Here is a 17,264-nt window from a genome sequence, read left to right as displayed (position 1 = left end):
TTCACACCCGTCACGGCCAACCAGCACGTTTCACCAAGATCGTGTTACGAGCTCTATGCGATGAACGGCCTCAGCGAACTCGGCGGGTGCGGCCCTTCCGTCTCGGGACTCGGACATGCGAGAATTCCTCACTTGTAGGTGGAGTGGGACGGCCGTTCTCGTCGAAAAGGTCAGCCGACCCGCTCCGGTTATGAACCGCTCCTCTTGGGGCGATCCGGCGCCTGGAAGCTTGCGGCTTCTGGGCGCCGGTTTCATTTCCTGCTAGATCAAGCGAAGTTGACGTGGTCGATCAGTCGCGCCTCTCCCCCGCGCTTGATTTCCGAGGGAGCAGGAACATACGTCCGGCGGCTTCAACACTCCAGCGGATAGCCGCCGAGGCATCGCAGCGACGCCAAATCGACACGAAGTCCCGCCCGCCGGCTGCCGCGACCGGGGCCTTAAGCCAGGCGGCCGCAGGGGACTGGCGACATGGGGCTGCGCACAGCGCCCTGATCAGAGGGGGCACCTACGCGGGGCCGACGGGTACGCCGGACAGAGCCCACGCAAGGGAGAAGGAGGAGGAAGGGTTCCCTTACTGCTGCCGCTGCGGCAGCAGTAAGGGCACAGATTGTCTTCTGCATGGGTTCTCCCTCCTTGCAGCGAGCTTCTGGATTTGCCGCTCAGTTGCTGCTGCTGGGAATTAAAACGGTTCACTTACGTCGCCGTCAATGAAATGCAAGGCATGCACGCGGACCCACCGTCACGGGCTTAGGAGCTGCAGTCAACGCAACGAACCAGGCACACCCGATCACCCCAACAACCCTTCCAAAGCGCCGCGTTGACAGCACAGGGGCAAAACCCTCAGAGATCCACTTCCCCGGCTGTGCGCCATCGCGAGACGCTCAATCGGGACAACATCCGAGCAGAATCCGGACCGGCAATCTTTTGCAGCTTCGCCTTAGCGGAGATGATTTGCCGCCCGATTTAACCCGTTGGCGACACGTTACACACGGTTGCAGCGAGAGGTGATCGCACATTCAACGATTGAACGTTGCACAAGCATCAGGACCTTCGACCCTGTCGCGGCGGCCATGTGCCCCATGTGCGGCAGATTTCCGTTCACATAGCATCTGTTGTGAAACATGCAGAAGCAAAGGACTGGACTCGCCACGGGGGTCCGGTTAGTTCATAGTGTCCGGGTCGGGGCCGGGCCGCTGACACGGAGGACTCATGCTCAACGGCGCTCCCCTGCCCACAACTGCCCACCCCACTCCCCCTCCTCCCGGTGAACTCATGGGGCTTGCCGGCCTGCTGCGGGCCTGGCGAGAGGCCGCTGGACGTAAACGCGGCCTGCACCGTCAGCTCACCCAGGACGAGGTTGCGGACAGCATCGGACGCAGTGTCCGCTGGTACCGCAGCCTTGAGAGCGGGGCCACGCCCCGATTAGAACGACCGACCCTCGACGCACTCGCGAACGTCCTCGCTCTGGAACGGGACGAGCGACAAGCGCTGCACCTGTACGCTCTCGGCGGCTCGCTACCGGCAATATCTGCCCCGGCTATCAACAGCCCGGCACTCCGCGACCTGCTCCTCCTCGCCGACCAGGTGATGCCGAGTCCTGCATACCTCTGCGACGCCAACTGGAACATCGTCGGCTACAACGCGGCGATGACCGAGTGGTGGCCGTGGGTTCTCGCTCCGGAAGCGAACCTGATGCGGTGGGCCCTGCTCTCCGACGAAGCCCGTCGACAGTACGTCGACTGGACGCAACATGCGACGGAGTACTTGGCTCTACTTCGCTTCGCCGCGTTCGAGCGGCCACATGACCAGCAACTGGCCGAACTTCTCAACAAGATTCACAACGATCCGGTCTGCCGCCGCATTTGGGAGTCGGGAAGCGATGTCGCCAAGTCACGGGACAGTCACCGCTACTGGGTGTCGCTGCCCAAGCATGGATTCGACACCGTCGAGGTCGTGAGCCACGTATTGCAACCGGGGAGCCTGCCGGGTTGCCGACTGGTCGTCGTGACCTGGCTCCAGGACGTCGAGTCTGCGCAGAATGAGCCCACGGATGCGCGTGGACGAGCGTCGGGAACTGAGGCGCTGTTCCCAAGTTCGGTAAGCAGCGATCGCAGAGGACGAGGGGCATAAACGCAGTCTGCGCACCAGGGGCCCAGGAAGGCCGGACTGGCTCTCCGTGGCTGGGGAGCGGCAGCAGCCGTCCAGCCTTCACGTTCATAAACTCGGGCTCGTTCTCCTCGAATCGTCGAGTGCCCTCGATACGGCGCAAACGTGCTGGAGTTCTGGTCCATCCGCAGCGCCCGGCCGAGCGGTATAGCGGTCCGCCGCGGGCACTCCAGGCGTTTCGAACGCGGCAGCTAATGGGCTCTGCCTCGCAAGAGGTTCATCGGATAGGACGGACCATCACAGTGAGCCGGGGTGAGGCAGGTGACGGCTGACTGTGGCCAATGTCCTCATATCCCCAAGCCCGATACAGAGCATGGACCTTCCCGTCCCCAGCCGCTTCGTTCACCATCAGCGTCACGTACGGCTCGTCGCGGCCCGCGAGGAGCGTGTCGTGGATGCGTCGCGCCACCCCCGTACCGCGCCATCCTGGACGTACGCCGATCTCCTTGAGGGCCACGGCTGACTGCGCCGACCACTTCTCGTCAGGTGCCGGGTCAGTCCGCTGCCAGTACCGGTCGCCGTCCTCGATCCTGTTGCCGTAGGCGTAGCCCACCGGATGTTCGCCTTCGTACGCAAGCACGGCCTGGAAGCCGGGCTCGGATGCGTGCCGGTCCAGGCGTTCGCCGAAGGAGGAGACCGCGTAGTTCGCAAGGTGCAGCAGCGGGGCACGTACTTCGGCGTATACGTCGAGCAGGTCGCCGCGGGCGGCATCCAGGTCGGTGAACGATCGGAGTTCGATGGCGGGTGCCGAGGTCATGCTGAGATCCTCCAGGCGGCGGTGTGCTCGGTCCAGGTGCGTGCGCTGGCGCTGCCCGGTGCTGTAGCGCGCAGGGCAGCGCCGAACTCCTGAAGCATGCGCGATACCCGGGCGTGTTGGGTAGCCGCCTCCGCCGGAATTCCCATGGCGCTGTGGGTGGCCGTGTCGACGTCGCCCTGGGCCAGCTGGGCCTGCGAGAGACGGCTGGTAGCGATGTGGCGGGAACGACGCATGTGCGGTCTGAGCGCGGCTAGGCACTGGTGGGCATGGTACTCAGCGGTGGACCAGTCGCCGGCAGAGAGGTGGGCGGTGAGAGCGAGCGAGTGCAGTTCCGCTTCGTCGTAGAAGGCCAGGAGCCACACCGGACGGAAAGCTCCCGCGTCGGCACGGCTCATCGCTTCCCATGCCTGATCGAAGGTGCGCGGCAACCCGGCGCGCTCGTGGGCGGTGCCCTGGATGGCCATCTGCCTGGCCATGCCGAGCGAGGCGAACATGGGGTCGCGGCGAGTGATGTGCAGGTTCCGCGCGACGTCATTGGCGGCGCGGGCATCAGCAGGGCGTCCCATGTGCCGGTAGAGGCTGCCGGCGTGCGACCAGATGCGGAACTTGATGGCCTGGTCGCCCGAGAGTTCCGCCAAGGTCTGCGCTTCGCGCATGTGCTCGATGGCGTCCCGGAAACGGCGGCCGTCGATGGCGGCCCACATCGCCGACGAACGGAAGCTGGCGGCAGTGGCGTAGAGACTGCCGCGTACGCGCTGGGTGGCGCTGCCGGAGTTCTGAAGGTTCAGAGCTCGATTGGCGAGGTCGACGGCGCGCTTCTCGATGTCGGGTTGTCCACCGCGCTTGTGATCGCTGGCGACTACGTCGGCGAACTGCTGCTGCAGTCGGCCGACATCGGACATGCCGATCTTTCGGGTCGAGGTGGTGCCTGGCGCGGCGGCGGCCACAGCCGCTGCAAGCGGGCCGGTGACGAGAGTGCGGCGATGCATGGGGTCCTCCTGCGGTGGGGCTGCCGTAGGCAAAGACCGGCCCCGTGGCACGAACCCTAGGTCGACGGCGGTCCGACCGGATAGATCCTCCAAGACCCTCCGTGTGGCCGCGTTGGGCCAACGGACCCTCCCCGCGCGCCATTCCCGGACCTGGCGTCCATCGTAGGTTCCCGGTCTGCCGGTGAGACGTTCCAGAGCTGAATTCGCTTCGTTGGCAAGGCTGTTGGCGCTGTACTTGCGTTCGTCCATCCATGCCTCGAACGCCTCGTTACGCATGGTGCTGCCCATGACCGCACCGTAGACCTTTGAGCACACACAGTCCCACAAGTGGATGGTCAAAACCCCCTAGGGAGCCCGGCGCGACGCCAGCGAGATCCCCTAACCAGGAGCTTCGGCCGGGGAGTTACCTGTGTTCACGGCACCGAACAACGTGCGTGACGGCATCGAAGGGGCCCACACGAGTGCCTCATTGAGGGTCGCCGCACAGCCATCCGGACAAGTAGGAGCACGCCATGAACTCCTTCACTGGAAGAGCAAGCGTCACGAGCGCGGTGAACCGGGTAGACCTCGGACGGCAGCGGCGCAGCATATTCGCACCGCCCTCCCCATGTGCGCTCACGGACCTGCCGTCGGCCCGGCCGTCAGCGGTCGCTGCCTCTGTCGTGCGAGAAAGGGAGTACGTACCGCGGCTACGCCGGATCGGGGCTGCGTGGCTCCGGTATGCCTGCCGGATGCCGGAGGCCCGAGTCGAGACGACCCTTGTCGTCCTCTCGGAGCTGGTCACCAACGCCGTCCTGCACGGCAAGGGTGAATCGGTGGGATATCGGAGCTGGTCTTCGCAGCCAGGTCTGATTCGCATCGAGGTCGACGATGCGACCGAAGCCGCGGAACCTCTGCCCCAACAGGCGTCGCCACTGGCCGAGTCCGGGCGCGGCTTGTTCCTCGTAGACATGCTCGTCCAGGACCTGGGTGGTGACTGGGGCTTCTGCAAGAACGGCACCACCGCTTGGTGCTGCCTGCCCATCCACGATGACGACCAGCCCGTATGCGGGCGGAGGGAACTGTGAGCAGCGCAACCGTGATCGAGGCACCGCTTGCGGGCGCGCCACCGGGCACGCCGGTAGCCGTGTACGCCTGCCTGGCCAGCCCCACCTTCCGAGACGCAGCACTGCGCGGAGTTGAGGACTTCGTCCGACGGCACGGATGGGCATCGGTGGAGACCTTCATCGACATCGCGGAGTTCGCGTCGTCGGCCGAGGAACGTCCCGAACGGGCGATGGCCTTGGCCCTGGTGACGCGCGGTGAGGCGAAGGGCGTCGTGGCGCCGAGCTACTCGATGCTCTGGCACGGCCCGGAGGAGCGTGCCGAGATCACAGACTGGCAGGTGCGGACGGGCGCGTGGCTGTCGAGCCCGTGGAACACGACGGAGATCACCTCCCGACTCGGCGCCTCACGGCCTGGACGGACAGCGTCGTGATCGCGGGAGTCCGCCCGCGTCGGGCGCGCGGCCGTCAGCTTCTGCGGTTGCCGCGGTTGCGGTGGGTGATGCGTAATCCGTTGCGGTATCTGGCCACGCTCGGTTTCGGTCCGGTCCAGCTCATACTCCTGCCGACGCTCGTCGGCGGAGCCGCGTGGGTGGTGGTGACGTACACACCCCACGCCCATTGAACTGGGGCTCCCATGGTGTCTGGGAGTTGGTGCAGGTCTCGCCTGACGCCCCGGCTGCGCGTTCTGTGAGGGAGTTCGCAACGGCCCACTCGACCCGTCCACCGTCAGTGGCGGGCGGCGCAATACCCGGGCACGGCCTTGTCGCAAGGGCCCTACCCGGAGAGGCGTGTGGGGAGCGTCAACTCCCGGTTTCTCAACACACGCCATCACCTTTTCAAGGAGCGACGTCCGTGAAGGGAACACCATGACCACCGGAGCGGGCCTCATCGTCCCGTACATCACCGTTCGGCGCGGCGAGGAGGCGGACAAACAGCGACACCTGTGTGTCCGCCCTGGACCCGACGGCCGTCAGCGGCTCGCCTGGGTCAACGAGGGACCCGGCGACCGCGACTTGCGCGACGTGCTGTGGGGCCGGGTCTCCTCTTCGCTCGGCGTCGACCGACGACCGGAGGGCGCACCCCGGTGGCAGCTCGTCCACCCCGCCCGGCAGCGGGAGACCATGCTCTACCTCCAGTGCCAGGTGTGTGTGACGCGGGTGCGCGACGTGCGCCGCCGCGATGCACCAACCGCGCGCCCCGGCGTGCTGTTCCTGGCCGCCGAGGGCGCCGATCTCACGCGCCCGGTGCGCACAGCGCAGCCGCCTGTATGCATCGAGCACGCACGGCTGTCCGCAGAGAGCTGCCCGCATCTTGTCCGCAAGGGGCACATCGCGCTGCTGGCCCGGCGGTACCGCCTATACGGCGTCATCGGCACACCGTACGAGCAGACAGGCCAAGGCCTGCGCCCTCAGCCGTCCGACGACACGCCTGTCCCGTACGGCGACCCACGGCTGCGCTGGTTCCTCGCCTCACAGCTTGTCCGCGAACTCTCCGACTTCGACGTCGTCGATCTGGCGGACCTGGTAACCGCCCCGTAGACGACCGCCCAGCAGCCCGCTGGCCATCTACGCAGTTGTCGGCTCCGCCTGTGCACCTCCCGAACGGCTCCACGAGTACGGACTCGCTCCACGATCTTTGGAGGTCTCCCATGCCGTTGCCCCTCAATCTGTCGACCCCGCCCTCTCCCATCGGGGACGTCGACTACACGGCTATACGCAACTTCGCGGCCCTGCGCGGGCAGTTGCGCGTGTCCTTCACCCCCCACTGCAACGCCGCATGCTGGTTCTGCCACAACGAGGGCGACGTGCCGCCGCCGGAGACCCGCCGCGACCACGCTCATAAGCCCCGTGCACGGCAGGTCGACGCCGCCGCGTTCGTGCAGACCATCACAAGCCTCATGGCTTCAGGGCTCAAGCGCGTGTACTTCACCGGTGGCGAGCCGTTGACCTCCCGCTGGGCGCGCCCGGTGCTGGAACAGCTTCCCCGGTCGGGCCCGGATTCCTCGTACACGCTCATCACGAACGGACTGCTGGTCCGCCGCAATCAGCACTGGCTCGCCAAGACCCCGCTCGACAAGGTGAAGGTGAGCCTGCACTACTTCTCCGACGAGTCGCTCAGGGAGATCGCGCAGGTCCCCCAGGGCATCGGGGTCATCCTCGACGGGATCGAGGCCGCCCGCGAAGTCCTGCCCCGTGTCGAGCTGAACTGCCTGATCCAACGCCAGAACACGCACGAGATTCGCGCGATTCTCGACTACGCGCTGGAGCGGCGGATGCCGGTGCAGTTCATCGAACTCGTCGACACCCCCTACAACCAGCCGGGCTCGGCCGCCGCGGTCTCCGCCGAGGAGATCATCCGCCACCTGCGCACCCTCACCAGCGACGAGCACACCGAGATCGCCGGAGTCGGGCAGGGACGACGCGTCTTCCGCGTGGACGGCATCGAGATCGATGTCATCCACCGCGACCTCGGCCGCCACCACGTCGGCCAGTGCGGATCGTGCGCCCTGCGCTCCCAGTGCATCGAAGGGTTCTGGGCGCTACGTGTCGACCACGCCGGCGGCCTTCAGCCCTGCCTCCTTCGTGAGGATCTGCGCATGGACCTGCTCCCTCACCTTGACGACCCGCAGGCCCTGGCCACGGCCGTCGCCCGCCACGTCACCGCCTTCACGGAGGGAACCCTATGAACAAGCTGCCCGTCTCCTACCAGCCGCGGAACAACGACTACAACGGCTGTGACCAGCCGTTCATCGTCCTGGAGGGCGTCTCCGGCATCGGAAAGTCCACCCTGGCAACACTCCTCACCCACCAGCTCAAGGCAACCAGCCTGCACACCCTGCCCCGGCCCCACACCGACTGGGCGAAGGACGTCAACACCCGGCTCGCGCCGCTGCCACAACTCTGCTTCTACCTGTCCGGCCTGCTATACGCCTCCGACCGCGTACGTACCTCCCGCGCGGTCAGCCCGGTCATAGCCGACCGCTACACCTCCTCCGTGCTGGCCTGCCACGCCGCCGTACACAACATCGCAGTCGATCAGGTCCGCCAACTCGCCGACCCGTTCCTGCCCTACCTGGTCCAGCCCACCCACACGTTCTACCTGCACTGTTCGGAAGAAACGCTGCGCGCCCGCATGCGCACCAAGCGGGACCTGAAGCAGGACGACACCGACCTGTTCAAGGTGGACGGACGCCTCAAGCAGCTCCTGGACAACTTCAGAGCCACCGCCGCCGACGACCCGAGCGCCGTCTGGATCGACACCGAAGGCAAGACCCCCGACCAGCTCGTCCACGAGATCGTGCAATCCCTGGAGAGAATCCGTGCTTAACCCCATCGACGCCGCGGCCGTCCTGCGCGACGGCCGCGCCACCGGCCTCCACCCTTCCCAGATCCACGCAGGCGTCGCCTGGTGGCTCGGCGCCTGCCTGGTCGTCACACAGAAGGCCACCACAGTCGCCGTGGCACACGACGGCGACAGCCTCAGTGCCGAGTACGCCGCCCGACTCGCCCGCGGAGCGACCAACGCACTGCACTACCGGTGCCGCGTCACCCTCTTCCTCTCTCCGACCAGCCCGGAGGAACTGCGGCAGCACGCGCAGGAGCTGGGTGGCGCGCCTTTCGCCTACATCACCACCAGCCCAGGCAGCGAGGTCGCCGTCGCGCTGTTCGACGCGGAGGGCAAAGCCCTCACCGAGGAGTCAGGGCTCGCCGAGATCCGGACCCTGATCGAGCGCGACCGCGTGCCCCTCCCCGTCAATGACAGCTCCCGGGGAACCATCCAACACCGAGAGAAGACTGACGCCAGATGATCAATGCCCGTGCAGTCATCAGATCCCGCACACCGATCCTGTTCGTCACCATCGACTCGCTGCGATATGACGTCGCCGCCTCCGCCATCGACGAGGGCCGAACCCCCCAGCTCGCCCAGCTTCTGCCCGGCGGACAGTGGGAGCGCCGATGGACGCCCGGCACCTTCACCCTCCCCGCGCACATGGCGTTCTTCTCCGGCTTCCTGCCCAAGCTCCCCACCCCGCAGCAGCCACCGAGGCTGTGGGAGTGCCGGCCGCCCGCCGTCAAGACGGTGGATCCCCGCACCTTCGTGTTCGACGCCCCGAATCTGCTGCGCGGCCTCAACTGGCTGAGGTATACGACCGTTTGCATCGGTGGCGTCACCTACTTTTCCGGGGAGACCCATCTTGGCTGCGTGCTACCCGCCATGTTTGACGATGCCTACTGGCGGCCCGAGTGGGGCTCCCCGGAACCGGACTCCACTCGCCACCAAGTCGACTTCGCACTCACGCTCGCCGAGGATGTGTCCAAGGCGCCGCTGTTCCTGTTCATGAACATCAGCGCAACCCACGTCCCCCACAGCCACTACCTGGGAGACAGCACCGACACCGCTGCCTCCCAGAAGGCCGCCCTCGGCTACGCCGACGAACACCTTGGCCGGCTAATCAACCAACTCACCTCCCAAGGACCGTGGTTGATCATCCTGTGCGCCGACCACGGCGACGCCTTCGGCGAAGACGGCTTCCACGGCCGAGGCATCGCGCACCCCGTCGTCACCACCGTGCCGTATGCCGCATGGCTGGCCGCATGACCGCTACGCTCACCCAACATGAGCGATGCTCCCACGCGCGACGCCTCGGTGGTCGTGGCGATCGACGACACCGACAAGGTCGCGATTCTCAGCGCAGACTTTCCCCAGCACGGAGGCGAGTTCCTGTTCCTGCCCGGCGGCCGACGCGAAGACGGCGAGGACGCAGCAACCTGCGCGCGGCGCGAACTCAAGGAGGAAGCCGGGGTCACCGCTTCGTCATGGACGCACCTGGGCAGCTACGCCATGACACTCGCTTCGACGGCCCGCATCGACCTGTTCCTGGCCAGGAACCTCGTCCTGGGACCGCAGGAACTCACCGACAGCGAGCAGGATTTCAAGCTGGAATGGTGGCCTCTCGATGCCACGCTCGACGCCGTCGAGAAGAGCCGCTTCCTCCTGCCCGCCGGACCGCTCGCACTGCTCCTGGCCACTCGCGCAACAGCCTGACCACTTCTCTCCGCCCCCCAGCGTCAGGAGCGCTGGGGCAGCACTTGTGGGGCTTGGCGCACATCTCACATGTAACGCCTGGTGGCGCTCCTCCGTCGATCACAGCAAATCCAGCCGTAGGCGGGCGGCCGCAAGCTCGAGGTATCGCCGCCAGGAAGAATGAACCTGTGCCGTCCTCAATTCACGAGGACAGTGAGCAAATCGAACTCGACCTGCTTGCCCCTCTGTTCGGCGTGTCTGGCCATAAGGCCACGCCGATGGCCGAGGAAGAACTCGGTAGAAGAGGCGGCCAGCCCGGGCGATGGCCCAGCACCGCGGCATCGGCAACCGCCTCCTCGACGGCCGCCAGATCAAGGTCATGTCCCTGATGGAAGAAGGGCTCGACCAACAAGCCCGCGCCACGATCGACGCCAGCTGGCCCACGGAACGCTGGGAGACGCCATCGTCCTCCTCCTACGCGCCCACTGCCGCACCGCCAACAGGCCCGTCACCGGGCCAGACCTCCACAAAGGCATCCGGCTCCTCGCACACCCCACCCCGACCCGTCGACCGGCACCTTCCAGACCCGCACGGGCCTATCTGCCCTGGAGTTGAACCCCGCAGGCCGACACGGCGGCCCGCTGCTCGACACCCTCGTCAACGTCGCCCGGCTCGACGCCTACGCCGCGCGCGAAGTCCTGCAGAATCCCCTCGCCGATTCCACCTCAAGCACCGACCGCGCAGACACCCTCAGCGCTGTAATCGACGCGGCGGACCTGCGAACCAGCGAGTTGCCCACGCGCGACCGCGGGGCGCTGATGGGCGTGGTCGCCGCCGCCGAGACTGGGCTGGCGGGCTGCTGCAGGCCGACGCCACGTGCAGCCACGGGGACTGCCAGCGGGAATGACCTGCAGCAATGCCAGCTCGCTGCGCGGGCCCGGACGCGCCCGTCGGGACGGAAACAGGTCCTGATTCTTCTGGGCCGGTATCCACGTACGGAGGCGTCGGCGTTTCGGCCATCTGCTGCCCAGGACCACTCCAAGCCCGACCAGGGATGCCAGACCCGCAGCCCTCCGTCGCACAGGCAATCGCGGGCTTCCCAGCACGACCGAATGACGTGTGTTCGATATCGCGGCCGGGTCGTTGGTCCTCACGACTCCGCCTCAGCGACCATCCAAAGGGGAACGATGACCTCGGCCACCACACAGGATCAGCCGCCTCAGCCACCGAACGGCACCGCGCAGGACGACGAACCACAACACGCCAGTGTTCGAGAGGAGGAGTACCTCTACCGCGACACGTCACGGCTCCGGGCGGGATCACTGATGACCACCCGTTCGATGGCACGGCGCCTGCCCACGCTCGTGCTCCGCTCCCAGAAGATGGCCTGGCGAGTCGATCGCGGCGCGGCCATCGGACTGCTGGTGTGCCAGATCGGGACGGGCGTATTCGCAGCCCTTGGCCTCCTGGCCGTCACCGGAACGATCACCGCGCTGATCTCCTCCGGCGAGATCACCGAGCGGCTGTGGGACGCCGCCCCGCAGCTGGCCGTCATCGCCGCGGCCACCGGCCTGCGCGCGCTGCTGGGCATCGCGGTCGTCTGGCTGACCGGGCGCCTGCGCCCCGTGCTCGGCCGCGCGGCGGAGCTGACGATGATCGAGGCGGCGCTCGGCACGGAACTGGCCGCGAACAACGAGCCCGGCTACAACGACGCCTACGACATCGCGGACCGCGGCGCCCAGGTCACCCCCGACCTCGTAGAGGAAGCACAGGACGTGCTGGCGGCGACCGCGACCCTGGCGGCTGGCGCGGCCGTCCTGACCGTCCTGCACCCGCTACTCTTGCCCCTGCTTTTCCTCGCATGCCTGCCGCAGGCCGCCGCCTACGTCCGGTCGGCACGGGTGATCTACCTCGCGGGCCTGGAGACCTCCGGACGTCGCCGGATGCTGGGCAAACTGCGCTGGCACATGGCCTACATGGAATCCAGCGAAGAGATGCGAGCCTGCCTCGCCGGCCCCTTCCTGATCGGCCGCTACCGAAAGCTCGCCGCATCCGTCAACGCGGCCGAGCGCACCGCCGCGAACACCGGCGCCTGGATGGGACTCGCAGGCGCTGTCGCCGGCGGGATCGCCTCCATCGCGGTGTGGGCGGCACTGCTGTGGCTCCTCGCCTCCGGGCGCATGAGCCTGGCCGCCGGAGGCGGCGCCGTCTTCGCGCTCCAGACGGCCACCGGCTCCGTTCGCGGCATCATCAACGGCGGGGCCCGCCTGGTACGCACCGGCTGGTACGTGCAGGACTGGCAGAACTTCCTCGACAACGCCCACGGCCAGGCCATGGTCGACTCCCGCGGCACCGCGGCTCTGCCCGCGGTGCCGGAGCGCTTCGAGGTCCGCGACGTCACCTACCGCTACGACGGCGCCCCAACGAACAGCCTCAGCAACGTGTCCCTTCATGTGCGGCGCGGCGAGATCGTGGCCCTGGTCGGGGAAAACGGCTCCGGCAAATCGACCCTCTCCCGCCTGCTGTGCGGACTGCTGCTGCCCACCGACGGCGAAGTGGCCTGGGACCACGCCTCCACGGCGGAGCTGGATCCCTGGGATGCGTGGAAGCAAGTCGCCCTGGTCCCGCAGAAGTTCACGTACCTCCCACTGACGATGCGCGACAACATCACCTTCGGGCAGGGCGACACCAGCGACGCTGCCCTGCTCGCCGCGTGCGAGGCGTCCGGCGCCGCCGAGATGCTGCCCAACCTCCGATCCGGCCTGAACACCCTGCTGACCAGCGAGTGGTTCGGCGGACAGCAGCTCTCCGGCGGCCAGTGGCAGCGGCTCATACTCACCCGCGCCTTTCACCGGCAGGCGGCGCTGCTGGTGATGGATGAACCCACGGCAGCCCTCGACGCGCGGGCGGAACACCGGATCTTCTCCGGTCTGCGTGAACTGGCCAAAGACCGCGCCATCCTGCTGATCACGCACCGGCTCACCAATGTGGCCGTGGCCGACCGGATCGTTGTCCTGGACGAGGGGCGGATCGTGCAGGAAGGCACGTATGCCGAGCTCACGCAGTCTCCGGGGCTCTTCCGGTCCTTGTGGGAATTGCAGCGCCGGATGAGCGGAGAAATCGCCTGATGTTCCGGCCCTGGCCCTCGCCCGAGGCCTCCCCAGCGCACCTTTTTGAAAGGCAGAGCCCCGTGGCCTTTTACGTCTCCCCGTCAGATCCCGTTGCGCCGCAGGCTGCCCTACCAGCAGCGCAGTACGCCGCCTCCTGCCACGCGGTATAGCTCAGTGCCGCCGCGATCATCACTGACCAGATCGGCCGTTCCCTATTGATACGCCCGACCTACCGCGAGGACGGTCGGTAGTTGCTGCCCGGTGGCGCCGCCGAACCCGACGAGCACACGTTGGATGCCTGCCGCGCGAGATCGCCGCGCCTCCACAGCAGGCGGCGGCACTTCTCGAAGTCGCAACCACGATCGGCTTACAAACGATGGGGCTTACGGCGGAGTCGGCCACCCAGGCCCCGGATCGGTAAGACGCGTCCCACAGGGGTAGCAGCTGGGCGACGTCGTGCCGATTTCCGCTGGGAGTGTCACAGCGAGCAGGGTTCCGTGGCGGTCGAATGAGGTGGTACTTGGAGCCGCAACGGCCCGGTCGGCAAGTGAGGGGCCGGCATGGTGGTCCCCCCTTGAACGCCCGGGCATGCGAGCCGTCCACGGCGCAATCGGTAAGGCCAAGTGGGCTGGCACGGGCACAACTCGTACAAGAAGGCGGCGTGCAGGAGGGGCCGGACGCCAACCTCGGCCCAGTCCCGCAGTCGGCGCCAGGCCGTAACTCCCGAACAGCCCATGCTTTCGGCCGGAACGTCCCGCCCCTTCCAGCAGCGATGGCCTTCTCCCCCTTCCGAATACAGTCCCGCTCAGCGGAAACAGGGCCAGACTCCGCACCTCGGCGCCTCATAAATTGCCCCTGCAGCGTGAGGCGTCCACTCACCAAGGGTGTGTGGCATCACACGCTCTCCCACGCCCTGGGTACACGAGAGGAGGGCCCGTGCCGGCCACATCCGAGCTGGTCAGAAAGCTGACAGCGAAGCTGTCGATCACGGAGGCGCTGCACAGGTACTGTCGAGGCCTCGATCGCATGGACCGTACAGTCGCCGATACCGTCTGGCATGCCGACGGGACCGCCGACTACGGCCCCGACTACCGGGGTTCCGCGTCCGGCTTTCTGGACTTCGTATGGGCGTACCACGCTCAACTCGACCGGCACTCCCACCAAGTGTCCAACGTCCTCATCGACGTCGACGACGCGGCGGGAACCGCGGTGAGCGAGAGCTATGTGTCGGTCTGGCTGAGGACTCACCCCGTCGACGGCCGGGTGAGCGACCTGTTCCACCGTGGCCGTTACATAGACACCTGGTCCTGCCGCGACGACGTTTGGGGCATCGATCACCGCACCTTCGTCGCCGACCTGTACCGCGAGGTCACACACGCGGCTTCCACTCTTGGCACGCCATCGGGGCGGCGCGATGTGAACGACCCCTCGTACATGGCGTTCAAGGCCTAACGCGCAGGAGACATTGAATGCCGACGAGCGAGCACCAGGGAAGAACCGCTGTCATCACGGGAGGAGGGCGCGGCTTCGGCAAGGCCTTTGCCTCAGCACTGACGGAACTCGGTGCACACGTGTTCCTCGCGGACATTGACGGGGAAGCCGCCGAGGAAGCCACCCAGGAGCTGACGGACCGCGGTGGGAGTGCCACAGCGGTGCGCTGTGACGTCACGGATGAAGCAGCGGTCTCTGAAATGATCAGCCAAGTCACTGACGAACATGGCGGCTTGGACATTCTGGTCAACAATGCGGGGCTCCATGCCGCCTACAACCGGCCGTTCATGGAGCTGGGCCTGAGTGCGGTTCGACGCGTGTTCGACGTCAACGTCATGGGCACCATCATCTGCTCGATGGCGGCACACCATGCGATGAAGGGACGAACCGGCGCCTCGATCGTCAACATCTCCTCCTCGGCCGCGTACGCCAACCGCGCGGTGTACGGCGTGTCCAAGCTGGCGGTCAGAGGTCTGACCGTCTCCTTCGCGCGCGAATTCGGCGTCGCCGGGATTCGGGTCAACGCCATTGCGCCGGGATTGATCCTCACGGACGCCGTTCGCGCCGAGCTGTCGCAGGCCGAGGCCTCACGGGTGCTGGGCGAGCAGATACTTGAGCGCCACGGAGAGGAAGCGGATGTCGTGGATGCGCTTCTCTACCTGCTCTCTTCCAAAGCCTCTTTCGTGACCGGGGAGACCTTGCGGGTCACCGGCGGCTTCGCCCTGTCGCTCTGACAACGGATGGTCATGATGCGGGCGAGGGGCCGGCCGGAGGAGCGTCCTCCACACTCACCAGCGCACCGGCTGACGGTCGCCACCTGACTCCGCGCTGTCGACCAGTTCCCGCACCTTGTGTGCGGGAACCACGACACCCGGCGCCTCCAGGAACTGGCAGCACACGTCCTCTGCCGGAAGATCCTCGGGCCGAACGGCCATGTAGGGCCACACATAGGCCGGCGTGCCCGGTTCAGTGCGCCAGCTGCTGGCCAGGTCACCGATGTCCACGGTGTCGTAGCCGACGAGGTCCAGCAGTGTGGCCGCCGACTCTTTCGCCCTGTCGCAATCGCCCGCGATGGGAAGGGCGCTACGGTCCGCAGCACCGGCCGGACGGGCACCGGTGAACAAGTGCCAGAAGTCGATGTTGTTGAACGCTTTCACCACGTGCGAGCGGACCAGAAGCTGCTGCACCAGGGCGCTGGATGCGATCTCACCCGAATCGAGCGCCGCAGTTCGACCGTCGCGCTCAGGGAAGTAGTTCGTCGTATCGATCACCGTCTTGCCCGCGAGGGCAGCGGCCGGAAGGTTCCTGTACGCCCTCTGCGGGATGGCGGCAACCACCAGATCACCTGCGAGCGCCGTCTCCTCGGCCGTGGCGGCGCGTGCGCGTCCGCCGAGATCAGCAACGAGAGGATCAAGCGTATCCGGCTCACGGGAGTTGCTGATCACTACATGCAGACCCGCCGCGACAGCCAAGCGGGCGAGGGTTCCGCCGATCATCCCGACGCCGATGAGCCCGAGAGTCCGCATTGCCACATGCCTCCAGATCGAGCGCGTGAAAGCGTCATCCGCAGGCAAGAAGCCTGCAGCACCGACGGAGGACGCTCCGTTCCCTATGTGAAACTGAGTGTCAGGCTAGCTACTGTGGTTCAGACCCGGCAAGGTACGGGAACACAGAAAGGTACGATCGTGTCGTGAGGGGAGCAGGCCGCTTGAACACCAGAGACATCGCTCGCGAAGCCGTGCGATCCCGACTCTCGCAAGTCGCGGTCGAGTTGTTCCGCAAAGAAGGTTTCGAGCAAGTCACCTTCGACACACTCGCCGAAGCCGCCGGAGTGTCACGCAGCACCTTCATCAGGTACTTCGGCACGAAGGAGGACGCGGTCCTCAGCACTTTCGACGCCAAAGGCGAGCGCGTGGTCGACGCTCTGCGCAACCGTCCCGCCGACGAGGACGAATGGGCTGCCCTGAGGCATGCACTGGGGATCCTTGTCGAGGAGTACCAGCAGGACCCGGTCGGCACGCTGGCCCTGACCCGACTCATCCTGGAGACCCCGGCACTGTCCAAGCGGCAGTTCGACAAGCAGCGCCGCTGGCGACCCCTCATGGCGGAGGCTCTCGCCGAGCGCGCGGGTTCCGCGTCTCCGACGCTGCCTCAGCAGGTGCGCGCTGCAGCCGCCTTGGACTGCGTGTACCTTGCCGTCGAGCAGTGGTACTCGTCGGACGGCACGCTGGGTCTGACCGCACTCCTCGACGATGCCTTCGCCGTGGTCGCCGCCAGCTGACGACGCTCCCACCGTGGCCACGCGGCGTAGATCCGCCACGCACCGCCGAGGACATCCGCCGGGGACGAGCCCGTGCCCCGACTTTCGCTGTCGCCCGGTTCGCATGCGTCTTCACCGCGAGCAACGAGGCACGCATCCGGGCTGCGACGTCTGCGGTACTGAGTCCGGTCGTGACTTCCTCGACGACCTCCAGTTCGCACCCGGTGAGCGCCCCGAACAGGGCGACCGCACGGAGGCTAGGCCCGCACACCAGGGTCTGGGCGACGTGCCCGATGAGAACCGCAGAGGCAGCCGCGGTGAGCGCGCCACCGCCGGCCGCGACATCGATGACGACTGCGGCGAAGCCGACCGTTGCCAGGACAGCGATCCACAGCGGCGCCGCATATCGGTGCCTACCGA

16 protein-coding genes and 1 pseudogene are annotated in these 17,264 nt (G+C 66.9%); 13 read left to right on the top strand and 4 right to left on the bottom strand.

From position 1 onward, the window contains the following. Positions 1–1,272 precede the first annotated feature (1,272 nt). Complete coding sequence (locus tag AB0J02_RS34125) at positions 1,273–2,130, top strand: helix-turn-helix transcriptional regulator (RefSeq protein WP_363197711.1); 858 nt, start codon at positions 1,273–1,275, stop codon at positions 2,128–2,130. A gap of 253 nt (positions 2,131–2,383) precedes the next feature. Here AB0J02_RS34125 and AB0J02_RS34120 read toward each other — a convergent pair whose 3' ends face one another. Further along, a complete protein-coding gene (locus AB0J02_RS34120) occupies positions 2,384–2,923 on the bottom strand; it encodes a GNAT family N-acetyltransferase (RefSeq protein ID WP_363197710.1) in 540 nt (179 codons plus the stop codon). After that, on the bottom strand, positions 2,920–4,200 hold the full coding sequence (locus AB0J02_RS34115) for an XRE family transcriptional regulator (protein WP_363197709.1): 1,281 nt from the start codon (positions 4,198–4,200) through the stop codon (positions 2,920–2,922). The genes AB0J02_RS34120 and AB0J02_RS34115 overlap by 4 nt, the downstream gene beginning before the upstream one ends. A gap of 224 nt (positions 4,201–4,424) precedes the next feature. Between AB0J02_RS34115 and AB0J02_RS34110 the strand changes: the two genes are divergently transcribed. From AB0J02_RS34110 to AB0J02_RS34070, 9 genes are all read left to right on the top strand, one after another. Beyond that, positions 4,425–4,979 (top strand): ATP-binding protein, encoded by a 555-nt coding sequence (locus tag AB0J02_RS34110; protein WP_363197708.1) that lies wholly within the window; start codon positions 4,425–4,427, stop codon positions 4,977–4,979. Then, entirely contained in the window at positions 4,976–5,389 is a 414-nt protein-coding gene (locus AB0J02_RS34105) for a hypothetical protein (protein ID WP_363197707.1), read from the top strand. The genes AB0J02_RS34110 and AB0J02_RS34105 overlap by 4 nt, the downstream gene beginning before the upstream one ends. Before the next feature lie 435 nt (positions 5,390–5,824). Beyond that, entirely contained in the window at positions 5,825–6,496 is a 672-nt protein-coding gene (locus tag AB0J02_RS34100) for a hypothetical protein (RefSeq protein ID WP_363197706.1), read from the top strand. Positions 6,497–6,606: 110 nt separating this feature from the next. Continuing rightward, the gene (locus AB0J02_RS34095; protein WP_363197705.1) at positions 6,607–7,644 is read left to right on the top strand and encodes a radical SAM protein; all 1,038 of its coding nucleotides are present in this window, start codon (positions 6,607–6,609) and stop codon (positions 7,642–7,644) included. Beyond that, on the top strand, positions 7,641–8,285 hold the full coding sequence (locus tag AB0J02_RS34090) for a thymidylate kinase (RefSeq protein ID WP_363197704.1): 645 nt from the start codon (positions 7,641–7,643) through the stop codon (positions 8,283–8,285). The genes AB0J02_RS34095 and AB0J02_RS34090 overlap by 4 nt, the downstream gene beginning before the upstream one ends. Further along, positions 8,278–8,766 (top strand): hypothetical protein, encoded by a 489-nt coding sequence (locus AB0J02_RS34085; RefSeq protein WP_363197703.1) that lies wholly within the window; start codon positions 8,278–8,280, stop codon positions 8,764–8,766. Before AB0J02_RS34090 ends, AB0J02_RS34085 begins: the two co-directional genes overlap by 8 nt. Beyond that, a complete protein-coding gene (locus tag AB0J02_RS34080) occupies positions 8,763–9,557 on the top strand; it encodes an STM4013/SEN3800 family hydrolase (RefSeq protein WP_363197702.1) in 795 nt (264 codons plus the stop codon). The genes AB0J02_RS34085 and AB0J02_RS34080 overlap by 4 nt, the downstream gene beginning before the upstream one ends. Before the next feature lie 18 nt (positions 9,558–9,575). Then, positions 9,576–10,004: an NUDIX hydrolase gene (locus AB0J02_RS34075; protein ID WP_363197701.1), complete on the top strand. Its 429-nt coding sequence runs from the start codon at positions 9,576–9,578 to the stop codon at positions 10,002–10,004. A gap of 1,166 nt (positions 10,005–11,170) precedes the next feature. Continuing rightward, complete coding sequence (locus tag AB0J02_RS34070) at positions 11,171–13,111, top strand: ABC transporter ATP-binding protein (protein WP_363197700.1); 1,941 nt, start codon at positions 11,171–11,173, stop codon at positions 13,109–13,111. Positions 13,112–13,463: 352 nt separating this feature from the next. On the opposite strand, the pseudogene AB0J02_RS34065 reads toward AB0J02_RS34070, so the two are convergent. Beyond that, a pseudogene (locus AB0J02_RS34065) lies at positions 13,464–13,850 on the bottom strand (IS5/IS1182 family transposase); the annotation flags it as partial. A 131-nt stretch (positions 13,851–13,981) separates the two neighbouring features. Between AB0J02_RS34065 and AB0J02_RS34060 the strand changes: the two are divergent. Both AB0J02_RS34060 and AB0J02_RS34055 read left to right on the top strand, forming a co-directional pair. Then, positions 13,982–14,545, top strand: a complete 564-nt coding sequence (locus AB0J02_RS34060; protein ID WP_363197699.1) for a nuclear transport factor 2 family protein — start codon at positions 13,982–13,984, stop codon at positions 14,543–14,545. A gap of 17 nt (positions 14,546–14,562) precedes the next feature. Then, positions 14,563–15,318: a glucose 1-dehydrogenase gene (locus AB0J02_RS34055; RefSeq protein ID WP_363197698.1), complete on the top strand. Its 756-nt coding sequence runs from the start codon at positions 14,563–14,565 to the stop codon at positions 15,316–15,318. A gap of 54 nt (positions 15,319–15,372) precedes the next feature. On the opposite strand, the gene AB0J02_RS34050 is transcribed toward AB0J02_RS34055, so the two are convergent. Beyond that, positions 15,373–16,110 (bottom strand): NAD(P)-binding domain-containing protein, encoded by a 738-nt coding sequence (locus tag AB0J02_RS34050; protein ID WP_363197697.1) that lies wholly within the window; start codon positions 16,108–16,110, stop codon positions 15,373–15,375. Between the two features lie 182 nt (positions 16,111–16,292). Between AB0J02_RS34050 and AB0J02_RS34045 the strand changes: the two genes are divergently transcribed. Next, complete coding sequence (locus AB0J02_RS34045) at positions 16,293–16,865, top strand: TetR/AcrR family transcriptional regulator (protein WP_363197696.1); 573 nt, start codon at positions 16,293–16,295, stop codon at positions 16,863–16,865. The last annotated feature ends 399 nt before the right edge of the window (positions 16,866–17,264 follow it).

The organism is Streptomyces sp. NPDC050264 (assembly GCF_040655895.1).
Lineage (GTDB): Bacteria > Actinomycetota > Actinomycetes > Streptomycetales > Streptomycetaceae > Streptomyces.
Note: the sequence above shows the minus strand (reverse complement) of the source record. Positions and strands in the feature narration are given on the sequence as shown.

Bases quoted from the DNA above. Each gene is read 5' to 3' on its own strand.
- AB0J02_RS34050 (WP_363197697.1), bottom strand. From the start codon at position 16,110: ATGCGGACTCTCGGGCTCATCGGCGTCGGGATGATCGGCGGAACCCTC.
- AB0J02_RS34110 (WP_363197708.1), top strand. From the start codon at position 4,425: ATGAACTCCTTCACTGGAAGAGCAAGCGTCACGAGCGCGGTGAACCGG.
- AB0J02_RS34095 (WP_363197705.1), top strand. From the start codon at position 6,607: ATGCCGTTGCCCCTCAATCTGTCGACCCCGCCCTCTCCCATCGGGGAC.
- AB0J02_RS34080 (WP_363197702.1), top strand. From the start codon at position 8,763: ATGATCAATGCCCGTGCAGTCATCAGATCCCGCACACCGATCCTGTTC.
- AB0J02_RS34125 (WP_363197711.1), top strand. From the start codon at position 1,273: ATGGGGCTTGCCGGCCTGCTGCGGGCCTGGCGAGAGGCCGCTGGACGT.
- AB0J02_RS34100 (WP_363197706.1), top strand. From the start codon at position 5,825: ATGACCACCGGAGCGGGCCTCATCGTCCCGTACATCACCGTTCGGCGC.
- AB0J02_RS34070 (WP_363197700.1), top strand. From the start codon at position 11,171: ATGACCTCGGCCACCACACAGGATCAGCCGCCTCAGCCACCGAACGGC.
- AB0J02_RS34075 (WP_363197701.1), top strand. From the start codon at position 9,576: ATGAGCGATGCTCCCACGCGCGACGCCTCGGTGGTCGTGGCGATCGAC.
- AB0J02_RS34090 (WP_363197704.1), top strand. From the start codon at position 7,641: ATGAACAAGCTGCCCGTCTCCTACCAGCCGCGGAACAACGACTACAAC.
- AB0J02_RS34120 (WP_363197710.1), bottom strand. From the start codon at position 2,923: ATGACCTCGGCACCCGCCATCGAACTCCGATCGTTCACCGACCTGGAT.
- AB0J02_RS34115 (WP_363197709.1), bottom strand. From the start codon at position 4,200: ATGGGCAGCACCATGCGTAACGAGGCGTTCGAGGCATGGATGGACGAA.
- AB0J02_RS34055 (WP_363197698.1), top strand. From the start codon at position 14,563: ATGCCGACGAGCGAGCACCAGGGAAGAACCGCTGTCATCACGGGAGGA.